This is a genomic window from Sulfitobacter geojensis, from assembly GCF_000622325.1.
Taxonomy (GTDB): Bacteria; Pseudomonadota; Alphaproteobacteria; order Rhodobacterales; family Rhodobacteraceae; genus Sulfitobacter; species Sulfitobacter geojensis.
This window is the reverse complement of sequence record NZ_JASE01000005.1, coordinates 1,702,722-1,717,764: the sequence shown is the minus strand read 5'-3', so window position 1 is coordinate 1,717,764 and position 15,043 is coordinate 1,702,722. Positions and strand designations below refer to the sequence as shown.

Annotated in this window: 12 protein-coding genes; 3 read left to right on the top strand and 9 right to left on the bottom strand. The window is 58.8% G+C overall.

Annotated features, from left to right (window positions below):
• Positions 1-5: 5 nt before the first annotated feature.
• The 3 genes from Z947_RS0110315 to Z947_RS0110305 all read right to left on the bottom strand — a co-directional run bounded on the left by Z947_RS0110315 (position 6) and on the right by Z947_RS0110305 (position 3,084).
• Entirely contained in the window at positions 6-1,121 is a 1,116-nt protein-coding gene (locus tag Z947_RS0110315) for a sensor histidine kinase (protein ID WP_081781136.1), read from the bottom strand.
• Positions 1,122-1,213: 92 nt separating this feature from the next.
• Entirely contained in the window at positions 1,214-2,131 is a 918-nt protein-coding gene (locus Z947_RS0110310) for a DMT family transporter (RefSeq protein WP_037938845.1), read from the bottom strand.
• 14 nt (positions 2,132-2,145) lie between these two features.
• The gene (locus Z947_RS0110305) at positions 2,146-3,084 is read right to left on the bottom strand and encodes a fatty acid desaturase (protein ID WP_025044228.1); all 939 of its coding nucleotides are present in this window, start codon (positions 3,082-3,084) and stop codon (positions 2,146-2,148) included.
• Between the two features lie 105 nt (positions 3,085-3,189).
• Between Z947_RS0110305 and Z947_RS0110300 the strand changes: the two genes are divergently transcribed.
• Positions 3,190-4,050, top strand: a complete 861-nt coding sequence (locus Z947_RS0110300; RefSeq protein WP_025044227.1) for a helix-turn-helix domain-containing protein — start codon at positions 3,190-3,192, stop codon at positions 4,048-4,050.
• 23 nt (positions 4,051-4,073) lie between these two features.
• On the opposite strand, the gene Z947_RS0110295 is transcribed toward Z947_RS0110300, so the two are convergent.
• The 4 genes from Z947_RS0110295 to Z947_RS0110280 form a co-directional block, all read right to left on the bottom strand.
• Positions 4,074-5,546: a carnitine 3-dehydrogenase gene (locus Z947_RS0110295; RefSeq protein ID WP_025044226.1), complete on the bottom strand. Its 1,473-nt coding sequence runs from the start codon at positions 5,544-5,546 to the stop codon at positions 4,074-4,076.
• Positions 5,543-6,025, bottom strand: a complete 483-nt coding sequence (locus Z947_RS21515; protein ID WP_156026643.1) for a hypothetical protein — start codon at positions 6,023-6,025, stop codon at positions 5,543-5,545. Before Z947_RS21515 ends, Z947_RS0110295 begins: the two co-directional genes overlap by 4 nt.
• Before the next feature lie 65 nt (positions 6,026-6,090).
• Positions 6,091-6,999 carry a 3-dehydrocarnitine:acetyl-CoA trimethylamine transferase BcoG gene (gene bcoG, locus Z947_RS0110285; RefSeq protein ID WP_025044224.1) on the bottom strand — a complete coding sequence of 303 codons (909 nt, stop codon included), beginning with the start codon at positions 6,997-6,999 and terminating at the stop codon, positions 6,091-6,093.
• 134 nt (positions 7,000-7,133) lie between these two features.
• The gene (locus Z947_RS0110280; protein ID WP_025044223.1) at positions 7,134-8,177 is read right to left on the bottom strand and encodes an aldo/keto reductase; all 1,044 of its coding nucleotides are present in this window, start codon (positions 8,175-8,177) and stop codon (positions 7,134-7,136) included.
• Between the two features lie 171 nt (positions 8,178-8,348).
• On the opposite strand from Z947_RS0110280, the gene Z947_RS0110275 reads away from it, so the two are divergent.
• Together Z947_RS0110275 and metG are read left to right on the top strand one after the other, a co-directional pair.
• On the top strand, positions 8,349-9,572 hold the full coding sequence (locus Z947_RS0110275) for an MFS transporter (protein ID WP_025044222.1): 1,224 nt from the start codon (positions 8,349-8,351) through the stop codon (positions 9,570-9,572).
• A gap of 81 nt (positions 9,573-9,653) precedes the next feature.
• Complete coding sequence (metG, locus tag Z947_RS0110270; protein ID WP_025044221.1) at positions 9,654-11,366, top strand: methionine--tRNA ligase; 1,713 nt, start codon at positions 9,654-9,656, stop codon at positions 11,364-11,366.
• Positions 11,367-11,382: 16 nt separating this feature from the next.
• On the opposite strand, the gene Z947_RS22460 is transcribed toward metG, so the two are convergent.
• Together Z947_RS22460 and Z947_RS0110260 are read right to left on the bottom strand one after the other, a co-directional pair.
• The gene (locus Z947_RS22460) at positions 11,383-13,980 is read right to left on the bottom strand and encodes a methyl-accepting chemotaxis protein (protein WP_025044220.1); all 2,598 of its coding nucleotides are present in this window, start codon (positions 13,978-13,980) and stop codon (positions 11,383-11,385) included.
• Between the two features lie 77 nt (positions 13,981-14,057).
• Positions 14,058-14,963 (bottom strand): hydrogen peroxide-inducible genes activator, encoded by a 906-nt coding sequence (locus Z947_RS0110260; RefSeq protein WP_025044219.1) that lies wholly within the window; start codon positions 14,961-14,963, stop codon positions 14,058-14,060.
• Between the last annotated feature and the right edge of the window lie 80 nt (positions 14,964-15,043).

Genomic DNA, 15,043 nt, shown 5'->3' with positions numbered 1-15,043 from the left:
GTGCCTTACTGAAAACTGACGCGCAAGACCGTGCCTTGCGGCACCGCTTCATATTCAAGCTGCCCGTCAAGCTGGCTGGCCGCCGATTCCATCAACATCGCGCCTAGGCCGCTGTCGGCATGCGCATGCGCGTCGGCATCGTCTTGCTTGCCAACCCCGTCGTCCTGACAGCTCAGCACCCAACCCGCCACCTCGGATTGCGTCAGCGCGATTTCAACCGTGCCATCGCGCCCATCGGGAAAGGCATGTTTGATTGAATTCGCGACAAATTCGCTGACAATCATCCCGATCGCAGACGCCTGTCGTGCGCCGACCACGGCATCCACCGCCTGCAATTCGATTTTGACATTGTCAGGAGCCACGTCTTTCAACAGCTTTACGACACGCTCCAGATAGGGCTGCGTATCGACCGACTCCTTGCCCTCGCTGCCCATCAACTCGCTGTGCAAGGACGCAACCGCCCCCAACCGCCGTTCGACAAGCTCCAGCACCTCAACCGCCTCGGGGTCCGAAATACTGCGCGCGGCGACCCGCATGACCGAAGCAATCGTCTGCAACGAATTGCGCACGCGGTGGTCCATTTCACTGCGCAGCGCCTCTTCTTCCAGCAGCCGCTTGCGCAACTCCAACTGCGTCATAACCTGACGTGCCAAAACGCCCAGCGCCTGCCGCTGGAAATCGCTCAATTCGCGCGGCTTGTCATCCAGCACGCACAAGGTGCCAATCGGCAAGCCGTTCGGCGCGACAATGTTCATGCCCGCGTAAAACTGCACTCCGTCCTCTGCGACATGCAGCGGATTATCAACCGTGCGCTCATCCGCAGACATGTCGGAAATCTCAAGGAAATCATCCTCAAGAATGGCATGCGAACAGACCGATTCAGCCAATGTGGTCTCTTCGGGGTCGAAACCGACACGCGCCTTGAACCACTGGCGGTCATGATCCACCAGACTGATCAAAGACACAGGCACATCACAGATTTGCGAGGCCAGTGCGACAATATCATCGAACTCGGATTCCGCTTCGGTATCCAGAATGTCATAGGCCGCAAGGGTCTCTAGACGCTGCGCCTGCTTTGGGTGTTCATCAGCTAGAATTGTCTCATTCCTTGATCGCTTCAAATCCAGAAACCGACCATATCAGCATGCACAACCAGCTGCTATCCACAAAACCACCTTGTCTGGCGTGTTCCCAACACAAGACCGTCATCGCCTTAGACCGCTAGAACCAGCGCTAAAATTGACACGACCAGAATGGCCATGCCCGCCCATTCCCGCGCCGATATCTTTTCGCGGAAAAACATGACAGAGGCGGCAATGCTGAAAATAATCTCGACCTGCCCCACGGCTTTGACATAGGCCGCATTCTGCAAGGCAAAGGCGATGAACCAGCACAGCGATCCCCCCATCGATGTCAGCCCGATCCAGATAGCAACCTTGCGCGCGCTCCAAACCGCGCCAATCTGTCCCGGTTCGCGCAGCCGCAGCCATACAAGCATAATGGCTGTCTGCATCGCCACCACCACCGCCAGCGTGATCCCCGCCCGCAAAAACGGATCGTCAGCGACCACCGCAAGGGTCGCCCCGCGATAGCTTACGGCAGAAAACGCGAATAAAACCCCTGACGCGATGCCCAGCGCCGACGCCCGGTTTCCCAGATCCCGCAGCTTGAAGCCCGATGCGTTGGGCACGGCTGACAACAGCAACAACCCGACGATTCCGATGGCAATTGCTACGAACCCGATGGCCGAAACCCCTTCGCCCAGTAATAACCAGCCAACCAGCACGGTCTGGATCACCTCTGTCTTGGTAAAGGTCATGCCGACCGCAAAGTTGCGCTGCTTGAACAACATCACCGCACAAACCGTGGCGATAATCTGTGAACAGGCCCCCAGCAGGCCAAAACCCCAGAACGACACCCCCACTTCCGGCAGTGGCACGCGCACGGTGACAAGATAAGCCACCAGCAGCGACACGATGAACGGCAGCGAATAAAAGAACCGCGAAAACGTGGCACCGGCCGCCGTCAAGGTCGCCGTCGCCAGATGCTTTTGCAGCATGAAACGCACGGTCTGAAACACGGCCGCCGTTAGGGAAATAATGATCCAGAGATCAGGCAGGAAAGATTTCATGCCCCCCTATAGGCTCAATCGTCTTTGGGCTGCCAGAGCGGATGTGCCACAGGGTCTTTCGCGCGCAGGAAATACTGAACAATGATTTGGGCGTAAGAGCGATAGACATAGTCCTGATTGCCCAGCAAAAACTTATCCCTGCCGCTGTGATAAAGCGCCGGCAGATGATACCACGCCACCTGCGGATGCGCATGATGAACCGCGTGAAAGTTATTGTTTAGAAACAGAAACGCCAGAATGCCGCGGTCCTCGATCACCACAGAGCGGCCCGCACTGCGTTCATGGGCGCGATGTTCCAGAAAGGTGCGGATGCGCAGCACCGACATCGCCCCGTAACAGGCCGACAGGTAAAGCCACAAAGGCACCGATGACATCGAAACCAGCCACAGCGTGATTACCACGCCGGGCAGATGTGCCAGCCAATGCAGCGTCACATCGGTCTGCCCCTTGGCGATACGGCGCAGATCACCGCGCAGGAAATCCGCCATCCCGATCACCGGCCCCACAGTGACCCGCCCCAATAACGTGTTGTTGAACCTCAACACCATGCGCGCCAGAACCGGCAACCGCTCCCAGACCCTCGGGTCCAGATAGGCGCTTTCGGGGTCATCATAGGGGTCCGTCAAATCAGCGTCCTGATGGTGTGCCAGATGCAAGGCCCGAAACCGCAGATAGGGCACGAAGAGCCCCGGTTGAAACGCCCCCAACCACCCGTTCGCCCGCGTGCTGCGAAAGAACCCGCCGTGCAATATCTCGTGGCTCAGCGAAGAATGCAAGGTCAGCGCGAACACCAGCATCCCCCATTGCACCGCCCCCCAACCAAAGGGCAGGACCAACGCCCCCCCCCATACAAGACCGGCAAGCGCAAAAGCCCCGTAGGTCGGCCAGCGCACGCCCGCCAGCTCACGGTTCAGAATGTCGATCTGCGGTTCTATCAGATGAGAGGTATGCATGGTGCTCCAAAGCTGGTGTGATCCCCTAGCCATGCTGCACAGGTTGCGTTTCGCCCATTCCGATAATGATTAACAATCTCCTGAATGGGTGATATAAATCACCACATGTCCAGAATGCCCACCAAACTGACCCGCGCACAGGAGTTCCGCCTACGGCTCGCACAGGCGCTTAAGGACTCCGGCATCACCCAAAGCGCCCTCGCCCGTGGCATCGGCGCGGATCGTTCCACCCTGTCCCAAGCCCTCAGCGACACCGGCACCCGCCTGCCCGGCGCGCATGTGATCGGGGCCTGCGCCAGCGTGCTCGGGGTTTCCTCGGATTGGCTGCTGGGCCTGTCCGACCGGCCCGAAACCGCCGCTGATCTCTTGTCCAACAGCTTTGAGGTCAGCCATGCGCCGCGGGCCCTTGTCGATGAGCAGATCTTTGAGTGGCACCGTGAAGCGGCGGGATATAAAATCCGCCACGTGCCCGCCACCCTGCCGGACATGCTTAAAACCGAAGAGATGCTAACATGGGAATACGGCCCCCATCTGGGCCGTACCGCGAAACAGGCCATCAACGCGTCACAGGACCGGCTGAACTGGATGCGAGAGGCCGGTTCGGAGTATGAAATCGCCCTACCGCTTTATGAAATCGACTGTTTCATTCGCGCCACCGGCTATTACGCGGGCCTGCCTGTCGCCATTCGCCGCGCCCAAACCGACCAGCTTATCGCCTTGACCGAACAGCTTTATCCGCGGCTGCGCATCTATCAGTTCGACGCCCGCCGCCTGTATTCTGCGCCTGTTACCATCTTTGGTCCGCTGCTTGCGGTGTTTTATACCGGCGGCCACTATATGGCCTTTCGAGACCGCCGCCGGATCGAAACCTTTACCAGCGACTTTGACACGCTGGTCCGCGAAGCACGCTACACCGCCCGCGAATTTCCCACGCTCCTCACCGAGATGCGCCAGATGATCCGCTAAAGTGATATGTCACGCGCCGTCGCCTACCGCGCAGCGCCAATCGCACGCCCCAACCCGTCGGGCCGCGCCAGTTCTGCATGGCCTTTGGCAATCCGCACCAGTGCCGCTTCAATCGCGGGTGATGGCGGGCTCGGCTTGCGGGTCTCAAGGCTCACGTGCAGCAGGAAATGCTCCCCCGTCGCCAACAATCTTTCGCCGTCGCGCATCTCGTGGAACAAGTGCATCTTCTTGCCCTCGCCCAGAATCACCTGCGTTGTAATCTCGATCACCGCCCCCGCATGCACCTCGTCCAGATGCCGGATATGTGTCTCGGCCGTGAAATAACTTCCGCCCTTGGAAATATACGCCGCGTCACAGCCGATCATTTCCATAAACCGGTCCGTTGCATCGGCAAAGGCCTGCAAATAGCGGCTTTCGGTCATGTGGCCGTTGTAGTCCGTCCAATCCAACGGCACCGTGCGGCGCGCCGTCAACACCGGCTGGTCCGCCGGCACGTCATCCGCATGTGCGCCCAGCGCCGTGCCTTCGCGCATCATCTTTTCCTGCGCGTTGATCAACGCCCCCGCGCCCCAGTTCTGCGCTTTCAGCCCGCGCATCATGGTCACCAGATTGTTGTCCCTGATCCGCTCCAGCTCGCGAATACTATGCATCCCTGATTGCGCATCCGACTGCCCCGCGATCAGATCAACCAACTCATCTGTGAACTCCGGCACATCCATCAACTTGGTCCATGGCCATTTCAACGCCGGTCCGAATTGCGCCATGAAGTGCTTCATGCCGGCCTCGCCCCCGGCTACGCGATAGGTTTCGAACAACCCCATCTGCGCCCAGCGGATGCCAAACCCGTAACGGATCGCATCGTCAATCTCTTCCGTTGTCGCGATCCCGTCCTTGACCAACCACAAGGCTTCGCGCCACACCGCCTCCAGAAAGCGGTCCGCCACATGCGCATCAATCTCTTTCTTCAAATGCAACGCATGCATCCCCAGCGAAGAAAGCACGGCCTTGGCCTGCTCGATGAGCGCCGCATCCCCTGCCTCCCCCGGCACCAACTCGATCAGCGGCAGCAGGTAAACCGGATTGAACGGATGGGCGACCATGATCTGACCGGGCCGTGCGGCACCTTCTTGCAATTCGCTCGGCTTGAAGCCCGAGGTCGACGAGCCAATCACCGCATCCTTTGAACACGCCGCCTGCACCTCGGCAAAGGTCGCATGCTTGATCTCCAACCGCTCCGGCACACTTTCCTGAATCCACTCGGCCCCCGCGACCGCCTCGGCGATCGAGCCGTGAAAACTCAATTGCCCCTCCTCGGGCAGCGCCACATCCGTCAGCCCCGGCAAGGACCGTCGCGCGTTCGCCATCACTTCGCCGATCTTGCGCTCGGCCTGTGGATCAGGGTCGAACACCCGCACATTCCAGCCGTTCAACACAAACCGCGCGGCCCAGCCGCCGCCAATCACACCACCGCCGATAATCGCTGCCGTTTTCGTCATTTCACCACCCGCAATTTGCTGACATCCCAGCCGTTAAAATCCAAAATCTCTGTTGCTGCCTTGATCCGGTCGCGCGCCGGTTCGCGGTTGCGGTTCAGGATCGCTGCCCAGCGCCCGTCCGCATCGCCAATCGCCGCTGTACGAAACCCCTCGTCGACCCACATCACCACCAGCCTGTCGTCGCCGCCCATCTCGCGCAACACACCGGGCGCGGAAATCAGAAACGGTGTTTCCACATCTCCCGTGCGGCGCAGATAGACACCTTCCGTCGCCTGCACATAGCGCTCCGATCTGACACAGCTTCCCAGACAGGCCACCGTCTCCCAGGCACCGGCAAAACGCCCGGCTGAAAAGCGGCTGGTGCCCCCAAACGCCACCGTAGGGTTGCGCAATCCGATCACCAATTCTGGTGCTGGCGGCTCCGCCGCGCAGCCCGCCAGCACAGCCGCAATCGCAAATGCTGCAATGCGGCGGTGCACAGGGGGTGCACAGGGGGCGCACGCCAGGTGCCCCCCGTTTTTCACAGTGTTTTCTGCACGTGCACTCACTTCGGAGCCTGTTTTGTCAGCCCCAGCTTTTTGCGCACATCCTCCGGTCCGATGACCCGCGCGCCCATGTTCTCGATGATGTTGCGGGCGCGTTCTACCAGTTGCCAGTTCTCGGCCAGAACCCCCTTGTCCAGCCACAGATTGTCCTCCAATCCGACCCGCACATTGCCCCCTGCCAGCACACTGGCGGCGACATAAGCCATCTGGTTGCGCCCCAACCCAAAGCCCGAAAAGGTCCAGTCGTCGGGCACGTTATTGACCATCGCCATGAAGGTATTCAGGTCATCCGGCGCGCCCCACGGCACCCCCATGCACAGCTGCACCAAGGCGGGGCTGTCCAGCACACCATCGGCAACCAGTTGTTTTGCATACCATAAATGACCGGTATCAAAGGCTTCGATCTCGGGCTTCACGCCCAGCTTGGTCATCATGCCCCCCATCGCCGTCAACATGCCCGGCGTGTTGGTCATCACGTAATCGGCTTCGGCGAAGTTCATCGTGCCGCAATCCAGCGTGCAAATTTCCGGCAGACATTCCGCGATATGGGTAACCCTTTCGCTGGCTCCCACCATGTCGGTGCCTTCGCGCGTCGGAAACGGATTTTCCACATCGCCAAATACAATGTCGCCGCCCATGCCGGCGGTCAGGTTCAACACCACATCCGTGTCACTGTCGCGAATGCGCTCGGTCACTTCACGATATAGCGCAAGATCACGGCTAGGTTTGCCGGTCTCGGGGTCACGCACATGGCAATGCACCACCGCCGCCCCCGCCTTTGCCGCTGCGATTGCACTGTCGGCAATCTGCTGCGGCGAACGGGGCACATGCGGGCTTCGGTCTTGGGTCGCGCCGGAACCTGTTACGGCACAGGTGACGAACACCTCGCGGTTCATGGTGAGTGGCATGGGGAATGCTCCTTAGGTCTGGGGTTAGGGATACGCGCCAAGACATGGCTTATGAATGGCTTTGACGCCATGCTGAATACGACAGGTCAGACCATCGGGAACGACCCACTGCAATGCGCCCGAAAATGCGCGGCTTAATAGGGCATGGGATGCGCTTTGTTGACCTCGTCGAGCGCGACCAAAACCTCGTCACTTAGCGTGACATCAGCGGCACCCAGTGCCGTTTCCAGTTGATCCATGCGCGTCGCGCCAAAGATGACAGAGCCCATGAACGGCCGCTGGCAACACCACGCCAACGCCATATGAACAGGATCCAGCCCGTGGTTTTTGGCGACCTCTAGATAGGCATCTACCGCCTCAAAAGCACGTACGCTTTTGCGTCCGCCCAGATCATCGTTCAGCGACAGGCGCGACCCTTCGGGCACTTTGCCGCCCTGATACTTGCCGGTCAAAAGCCCTGTGGCCAACGGCGAAAATGAAAACATATCAATGCGTTCGTTGATGCATGCCTCGGCCACATCAGTGTCCGCCATCCGGCACATCAGTGAATATTCGTTCTGGACGGAAATCGGTTTCGGCCCGCCCGTGCGCTTGGCTGCTTCCGCCCATTGCGCCATGCCCCAGGCGCTTTCGTTACTTAGGCCGAAGTGGCGGATCGTACCGCGCTTGACCTCTGCCTGAAGCGCGCCCAGCGTGTCCTCCATATGCGCCATTGTATCGGCGCGGTCCTGTCCTGACGGATCGTAGGTCCAGTTCTTGCGAAACATATAGCTGCCGCGATTGGGCCAGTGGAATTGATACAGATCGATCCAGTCCGTCTTGAGTCGGCGCAGCGATCCTTCGATCGTTTCCGAAATTGTTTCAGACGAAATCGGCGCACCCTCGCGGATATGCGCAACGCCGGCACCCGAATGTTTTGTCGCCAGCACCACGTCATTGCGCCGCCCGTCCCGTTCGTTCCACAGACCAATAATACGTTCGGTGCGTCCGGTCGTTTCGGCGCTGATCGGATTGACCGGATACATTTCAGCCGTGTCGATAAAATTGATACCCGCGTCCAATGCGCGGTCAATCTGCTCATGCGCTTCATCCGCCGTGTTCTGCGTGCCCCATGTCATCGAGCCCAAACACAGTTCCGATACCATCAGGCCGCTGCCACCAAGGTCATTCTTTTTCATCGCCGTTCCTCATTTTTCGCCGCCACCCTAAGCCACTGAATGATGCCTTCAAGGTCAAAACCCACCTGCGTCCTGCCACAATCATCTAAACAAATGATGGTAGGTCGGGAAACGACGTCGATTGTCGACTTTCTGCTTGGGCTAGCGGAGCAAAAATGCGTTAAAGCCGTCATGCGTTTGCTCATTTCCTTTGCCGCCCTTTTCCTGTCCGTCATTCTGCTCCAGCTTTCCTCGGGCGGTGTTGGCCCGATTGATGTGCTTTCGGGCACGGCCCTTGGTTTTTCGCGTCAGGAAATCGGCCTGTTGGGCTCCGCGCATTTTCTGGGCTTCTTTGTCGGCTGCTGGTGGTCGCCCCGCCTGATGGGATCTGTCGGGCACAGCCGCGCCTTTGCCGCCTTCACTGCCATGGGGGCCATCGGATTGATGGCACATATGTTGGTGATCGATGCCTATGCATGGGCCATCATGCGTGTCGCTTCAGGGATTTGTGTGGCAGGGTGTTATACGGTGATCGAGGCGTGGTTGCAGGCTAAGGTCACCAATGAAACACGCGGGCGCACCATGGGCATCTACCGGGTTGTCGACATGACGGGCAGCCTCGGGGCGCAGATGATTGTCGGCATCCTCGCACCCGCCTCGTATGTCTCTTACAACCTGCTCGCCATCGGGTGTTGCGCGGCACTTCTCCCGCTGACGCTGACCACGATCAAACCGCCCGAAACCCCGGCGTCGCCGCGTCTGCGTCCCCGCCTTGCCTTCACCCGCTCGCCGCTTGCCGCTGCGGGTGTGGTGGTTGCTGCCCTATCCAGCGCGTCCTTTCGCATGGTGGGGCCGATCTACGGCCAGGAAGTCGGGTTGAGTGCGGGCCAGATCGCATGGTTCCTGTCCGCCTTTGTGCTGGGCGGCGCTTTGGCGCAATTTCCGGTGGGTTGGCTCGCGGACAAATACGACCGGCGCTGGGTGCTGATCTGGCTTTCCGCTGCCGCGATCCTCAGCTGTGGCATTACCATGATGTCGAGCGGGCTGGGCACCACGGGCATCATGCTATCGGCGGGGCTGTTCGGTCTTACCACATTTCCGATCTATTCGGTCGCCGCCGCCCATGCCCACGACTTTGCCAGCGATGACGAACGCGTCGAACTCTCTGCGGCGCTGATGTTCTGGTTTGCCTCCGGCGCGATCTTTGCGCCCTATGTTGCCTCTGTGCTGATCGAAAGCTATGGCCCTGCGGCGCTTTTCACCATGATCTCCATTGGTCACGCGCTGCTGGTTATCTTTGGACTGGTGCGCATGCGCGCCCGCCCTGCCCAGATGGAGCGGACCCCCTATATCTATGCCCCGCGCACCTCTTTCACCATTGGACGTCTCCTGCGCAAGGACCGCAACAAACGATAACGATGTGCCGCAGGGTGCAGCACCGATTGATCAAAGAGACGGCGCAGTCTATGTCAGGCGGACCCGCGTAAAGGAACAGACATGGCCCGCCACCTCATCACCTCCGCCATTCCCTATATCAATGGCATCAAACATCTTGGAAATCTGGTCGGCAGCCAACTGCCTGCGGACCTTTATGCGCGGTATCTGCGTGCGCGCGGTGACGAGGTGCTGTTCCTTTGCGCAACCGACGAACATGGCACACCTGCCGAACTGGCCGCGACCAAGGCAGGCAAACCTGTGGCCGACTATTGCAAGGAAATGCATGCAGTTCAGGAACGTATCGCAAACGATTTCGGCCTGTCCTTTGATCACTTCGGCCGTTCCTCCTCGCCGCAGAACCGTGCGCTGACCCAGCATTTCGCAGGGGTTCTGGCCGATCAGGGCATGATCGAGGAAGTCACCGAAAAGCAGGTCTATTCCAACGCGGATGAACGCTTTCTGCCGGATCGCTACATCGAAGGCACCTGCCCCAACTGCGGTTTCGACTCAGCCCGCGGTGATCAATGTGACAATTGCACCAAACAACTTGATCCCGTTGACCTGATTGATCCGCGCAGCACCATTTCCGGCTCTACCGATCTGGAAATGCGCGACACCAAACATCTGTTCCTGCGTCAAAGCCAGATGAAAGACCAGCTGGACACATGGATCTCCGAGAAAACCGACTGGCCGGTCCTTACCACGTCGATTGCCAAGAAGTGGCTGCACGACGGCGACGGTCTGCGCGATCGCGGCATCACCCGCGACCTTAACTGGGGCGTGCCGGTGAAACGCGGTGACGCTGATTGGCCCGGCATGGAAGGCAAGGTGTTTTACGTCTGGTTCGATGCGCCGATTGAATACATTGCCTGCGGTGCCGAATGGGTCGAGGCGGGAAAAGGTACCGACTGGGAACGCTGGTGGCGCACCGACAAGGGGGCCGAAGATGTGCGCTATACGCAGTTCATGGGCAAGGACAACGTGCCCTTTCACACGCTGAGCTTTCCGGCCACAATCATGGGGTCTGGCGAACCTTGGAAGCTGGTCGACTACATCAAATCGTTCAACTACCTGACCTATGATGGTGGGCAGTTCTCCACCTCGCGCGGGCGCGGTGTATTCATGGATCAGGCGCTTGAAATTCTGCCCGCCGATTACTGGCGTTGGTGGCTGCTTAGCCATGCGCCGGAAACCTCGGATGCCGAATTCACATGGGAGAATTTCCAAAGCTCTGCCAACAAAGACCTGGCGGACGTTCTGGGGAACTTCATCAGCCGCATCACCAAATTCTGTCGCTCGAAGTTCGGTGAAGCTGTGCCGGAGGCCGGCAGTTACGGCGCACCGGAAAAGGCGCTGATCGCCGACATCACCGCACGTGTGGCGCGCTATCAGGAACATATGGACGCCATTGAAGTGCGCAAAGCCGCGCAGGAATTGCGGGCAATCTGGGCTGCCGGCAATGAATACCTTCAAGCCGAAGCGCCCTGGACGACCTTCAAAACAGATCCTGACAAAGCCGCCGCGCAGGTGCGTCTGGCGCTTAATCTGATCCCGCTTTACGCAACTTTGTCAGCACCGTTCATCCCGAGCGCCGCCGCGTCGATGCTGGAGGCGATGAAGGTGGAAGACGCGGGTTGGCCGGACGATGTGCCCGCCGCCTTGGCGCGTCTCGCCCCCGGGCACGCGTTTGAGGTGCCCGAAGTGTTGTTCGCCAAGATCACTGACGACAATGTCGCAGAGTGGAGCGAACGGTTTGCGGGCACACGGGATTGAGCGCCGGCAACGCTGCTTAAAACTCTTCCCAGCCTTCCGCCGCGAGGTCTGCGCTCACCTCCACGTCTAGCGCGGCGTTACCATGCGCAACCGGCCGTGCGGCCACTGGTGCTGTCGGAACTGGCTCTGCCAGCGGCACCATGCGCGGCGCTTCGCGGTTAATGCCCAGCTTGAACCGCGAGACCGCCTGAACCAATGCGTCCGCCTCTGAGGTCAAGGCGTGGCTTGCGGCGGTGGTTTCTTCGAACATCGCTGCGTTTTGCTGGGTTACGTGATCCAGCTCGTTCACCGCCGTGTTGATCTCGGCCAATCCGCTGGATTGTTCTCGGGCGGAGGCCGCAATGTTCGAAACGCGGCTTGAAATTTCAGCAACCGAGGTCACGATCGACGCCAAAGCTTTGCCCGTACTGTCGACCAGTTCGACCCCTTGCTGGACCTGATCCCCGCTAGAATTGATCAACGCGTTGATTTCCCGCGCCGCGTCGGAGGAACGTTGCGCAAGCGCGCGCACTTCGGTCGCGACCACCGCAAAACCGCGTCCTGCTTCCCCTGCCCGCGCCGCCTCGACCCCTGCGTTCAGTGCCAAAAGATTGGTCTGAAAAGCAATATCGTCAATCACGCTGGTGATCTTGGAAATCTCCTGCGAGGAGTTCTTGATCCCGTCCATCGCGGTCACCGCTTGACGCGCAACTTCCCCGCCTTGTTCAGCGTTGCGCTGTGCGTCTGTCGACATTTTGCTGGCGTGATCGGCCCCCTCCGCAGCCGAGCGTACGGAAACCGTCAACTCATCCAGTGCGGCGGCGGTTTCTTCCAAAGTTGCCGCCTGTTTTTCAGTCCGACGGGCCAGGTCATCGGCTGCCGATGTGATTTCGCTGGTTTCATTGCGGATCGAATCCGAATTGTGCATCACCGCCGAAATCGCATCCCGCAGGGATTTGACCGTTGCGTTGAAATCGCTTCTCAGCTGCAGATAAACTTCGGGTACTTCTTCCTCAATATCACACTCAAGGTCACCATCCGAAAGCTTATTCAGACCAACACCAAGGATATGAACAACCTTGCCTTGTTCCTCCGCCGCCATAAGCCGCTCGGCTTCCGCCGCCTTGATCGCGCGATCCTGATCTGTCACATCGGTGCCGATGAAGGTCACCCGATCAGATCCACCGTCCTCGTTTTTGGTCACGGCAAAGCTGCCATCGACGGTAAAGTGCTTGTCTGCGAATATGCTGTAAGCGCTAAAACGCCCCTGCTGGATCTCTTCGCTCAGGACCTTGCGGGCGAATTCCTCTCCGGTCGTATCGTCCGGCAGGTTCCCTTTGAAAATACTGGACAGACTGCACACGTCGGTATCCTTGAATTCGCCATTGATCATCGCCAAAAAGATTTTGTTCGCATCAACAACCTTACCTGCCTTGTTAAACACAATGCGGGCTTGTGCTGCATCGATCGCCTGGACCAAAGCCGCGTTTTGTGCGGCGTTGGTTCGGTCGACCCATTCGACCACGCATCCAAACAGCTGGCCTTGCGCATCATGGACGGGGTTTACGTTCAGGCGTAAAATCCGAGGGCCAGCGCGCAGGTTGACTACGCGTTCGTCCTTGGCGAGCGAGACAGCCGGGTCGGTAACCTTGACCAGCATTGTTCTAAGTTCCGCCAGTTCACCCAAATCTACACCAATCAGGTTCTGCGGCGTCATCTCAGGCCATATATCTTTGATATCCGGCAGCAAATCCTGCATCAGCTGGGCACATGCTGGATTCACAAAGGTGATTTTGAAAGACATATCAAGGATCATCATCGCAGCGGCGGAGCCTTCCAACGCGGCGCTTTTGAACAGGTTTTCGAATTCCTGTTCGCGGGCCTCCCCCAGTTTTGCCCGAAACTGATCAAGCCGGCCTGCCATAACACCAATTTCGTCGCGACGGTCGGCATATGGCACTTCTGTATCGTATTTTCCTTGCGCCACCGCCCCCATAGCCAGACCGAGTTTTCCCAATGGCCGCGATAGACGCATGCGGAGGAAAAAAATGGCAACGATCAACGAAGTCAGAAAAACACCAAGGCCGAAAATCACCGCATTTTTTTCTTCCTGAACCAGCGCCCCAACGGCGGTTTCGATTGTCCAGGCCGTGACCATAACGCCAACAACTTCGTTCTCTCCGCCAAATCGGCTGGGAACTGCGGCAACCAAACCATCGGCGGAAAAGACTTCCTTGCCCGATTCCAAGGACTGTCGGCCAAGTTCATTCATTTGCGCCGAGAGGGTTTCCGACACGACGTCCTCCGTCTGGTAAATGACCACAGCCCCCGAATCGAGCACGATCCCCCCTAAAGCATCCGCACCGGAATTCCCGAGGACCCCGCTTACAATCTGCGCCAAAGCATCAACGTTGGTAAACTTGATCGCGCCCCCCATCTGCATCGCCAGCAGCTCGGTGACTTCTTGCGCCCTGATCGCTGTTGTTTGAACCGTCTTATCGTACATGGCAGAATGGTTTTTGTATTCGATTGCCGCCACAACCAACGCAACACAAACCACCAGCATCGCGGTGGTTTGAAAGAAAAGACTTTTGAGAAAAGGGACGCGGTTTTCCGCAACGGCAGTTTCAGGCATGTTGCATTTCCTTCACACGACGAGCGGCCTACGCGGACCGGTTTCGACGTTTTAGGCAGACAAGTGTTTCCAGCGCATTAACGCCTGACTTGTGCCCGTCCTGCGCAAGATCGAACGACCTCACCGACACCGGAAAATGCTTCGGCTAATGGGTTGGATTTTCGCCAAATCATCCCGACTGTGCGCCCCGGTTGAGGGCCCGCAAAGGTCGTGCAACTGACATTCGCCGAGCGGGTTTCGACCTCCACCGCCATCTGCGGGATCATCGTTACCCCGATGCCTGCGCCGACCATTTGTACCAGCGTCGACAAGGAGCTGCCGTCCAGCCCGTCGCGCGCCGTTGCGGCTGGCGTGTTGCAAAACCCCAGTGTCTGGTCACGAAAACAATGGCCTTCTTCCAGCAATAACAATCTCATGTTGCGCAAGTCTTCGCCGCGCGGTGCCGGTTGGGCTGCATCAGAACGGGGCCGCACCAGCAGGAAACTCTCCTCGAAAAGGGCCATTTCCGCCAAAGCCGGTTCAAGAACCGGTAGCGCCACGATTGCCGTATCCAACTGGCCTTGCAGGACTTCCTGCACCAATCGCGGCGTCAGGGTTTCACGCACGTGCAAATCAAGCGCCGGATGGCTCTGGTTCAGTTTGCCAATCAGACCGGGCAGAAGATAAGGCGCGATTGTCGGAATCACCCCCAGACGAAAGCGCCCCGCCAGCTGCCCTTGTGCGGCGCGGGCGAAATCACCCAGCTCGTCGACAGACCGCAGAATCGCCGCGACCCGCGCCAGCAAAGCTTCGCCAAACGAGGTCAGTTGCACCTGACGCGCGGACCGCTCAACCAGTTGCGTCCCCAGGTTTTGCTCCAACTCCTTGATCTGTACGGATAACGCTGGTTGCGAAATCGAACAGGCCTCCGCCGCGCGGCCGAAATGGCGGTGCTGCGCGAGCGCTTCAAAATAGCGCAGCTGTCTGATTGTGAAGTTTGTCATAATTAAAAGTTATCATACCCATCAGATAATCCAACTTATAACTACCGCCCCGCTTTGGTATAGCTCGGCCAAATCATCTG

Bases quoted from the DNA above. Each gene is read 5' to 3' on its own strand.
- Z947_RS0110275 (WP_025044222.1), top strand. From the start codon at position 8,349: ATGCGTTTGCTCATTTCCTTTGCCGCCCTTTTCCTGTCCGTCATTCTG.
- metG (WP_025044221.1), top strand. From the start codon at position 9,654: ATGGCCCGCCACCTCATCACCTCCGCCATTCCCTATATCAATGGCATC.
- Z947_RS0110260 (WP_025044219.1), bottom strand. From the start codon at position 14,963: ATGACAAACTTCACAATCAGACAGCTGCGCTATTTTGAAGCGCTCGCG.
- Z947_RS0110305 (WP_025044228.1), bottom strand. From the start codon at position 3,084: ATGCATACCTCTCATCTGATAGAACCGCAGATCGACATTCTGAACCGT.
- Z947_RS0110280 (WP_025044223.1), bottom strand. From the start codon at position 8,177: ATGAAAAAGAATGACCTTGGTGGCAGCGGCCTGATGGTATCGGAACTG.
- Z947_RS22460 (WP_025044220.1), bottom strand. From the start codon at position 13,980: ATGCCTGAAACTGCCGTTGCGGAAAACCGCGTCCCTTTTCTCAAAAGT.
- Z947_RS0110310 (WP_037938845.1), bottom strand. From the start codon at position 2,131: ATGAAATCTTTCCTGCCTGATCTCTGGATCATTATTTCCCTAACGGCG.
- Z947_RS0110295 (WP_025044226.1), bottom strand. From the start codon at position 5,546: ATGACGAAAACGGCAGCGATTATCGGCGGTGGTGTGATTGGCGGCGGC.
- Z947_RS0110300 (WP_025044227.1), top strand. From the start codon at position 3,190: ATGTCCAGAATGCCCACCAAACTGACCCGCGCACAGGAGTTCCGCCTA.
- bcoG (WP_025044224.1), bottom strand. From the start codon at position 6,999: ATGCCACTCACCATGAACCGCGAGGTGTTCGTCACCTGTGCCGTAACA.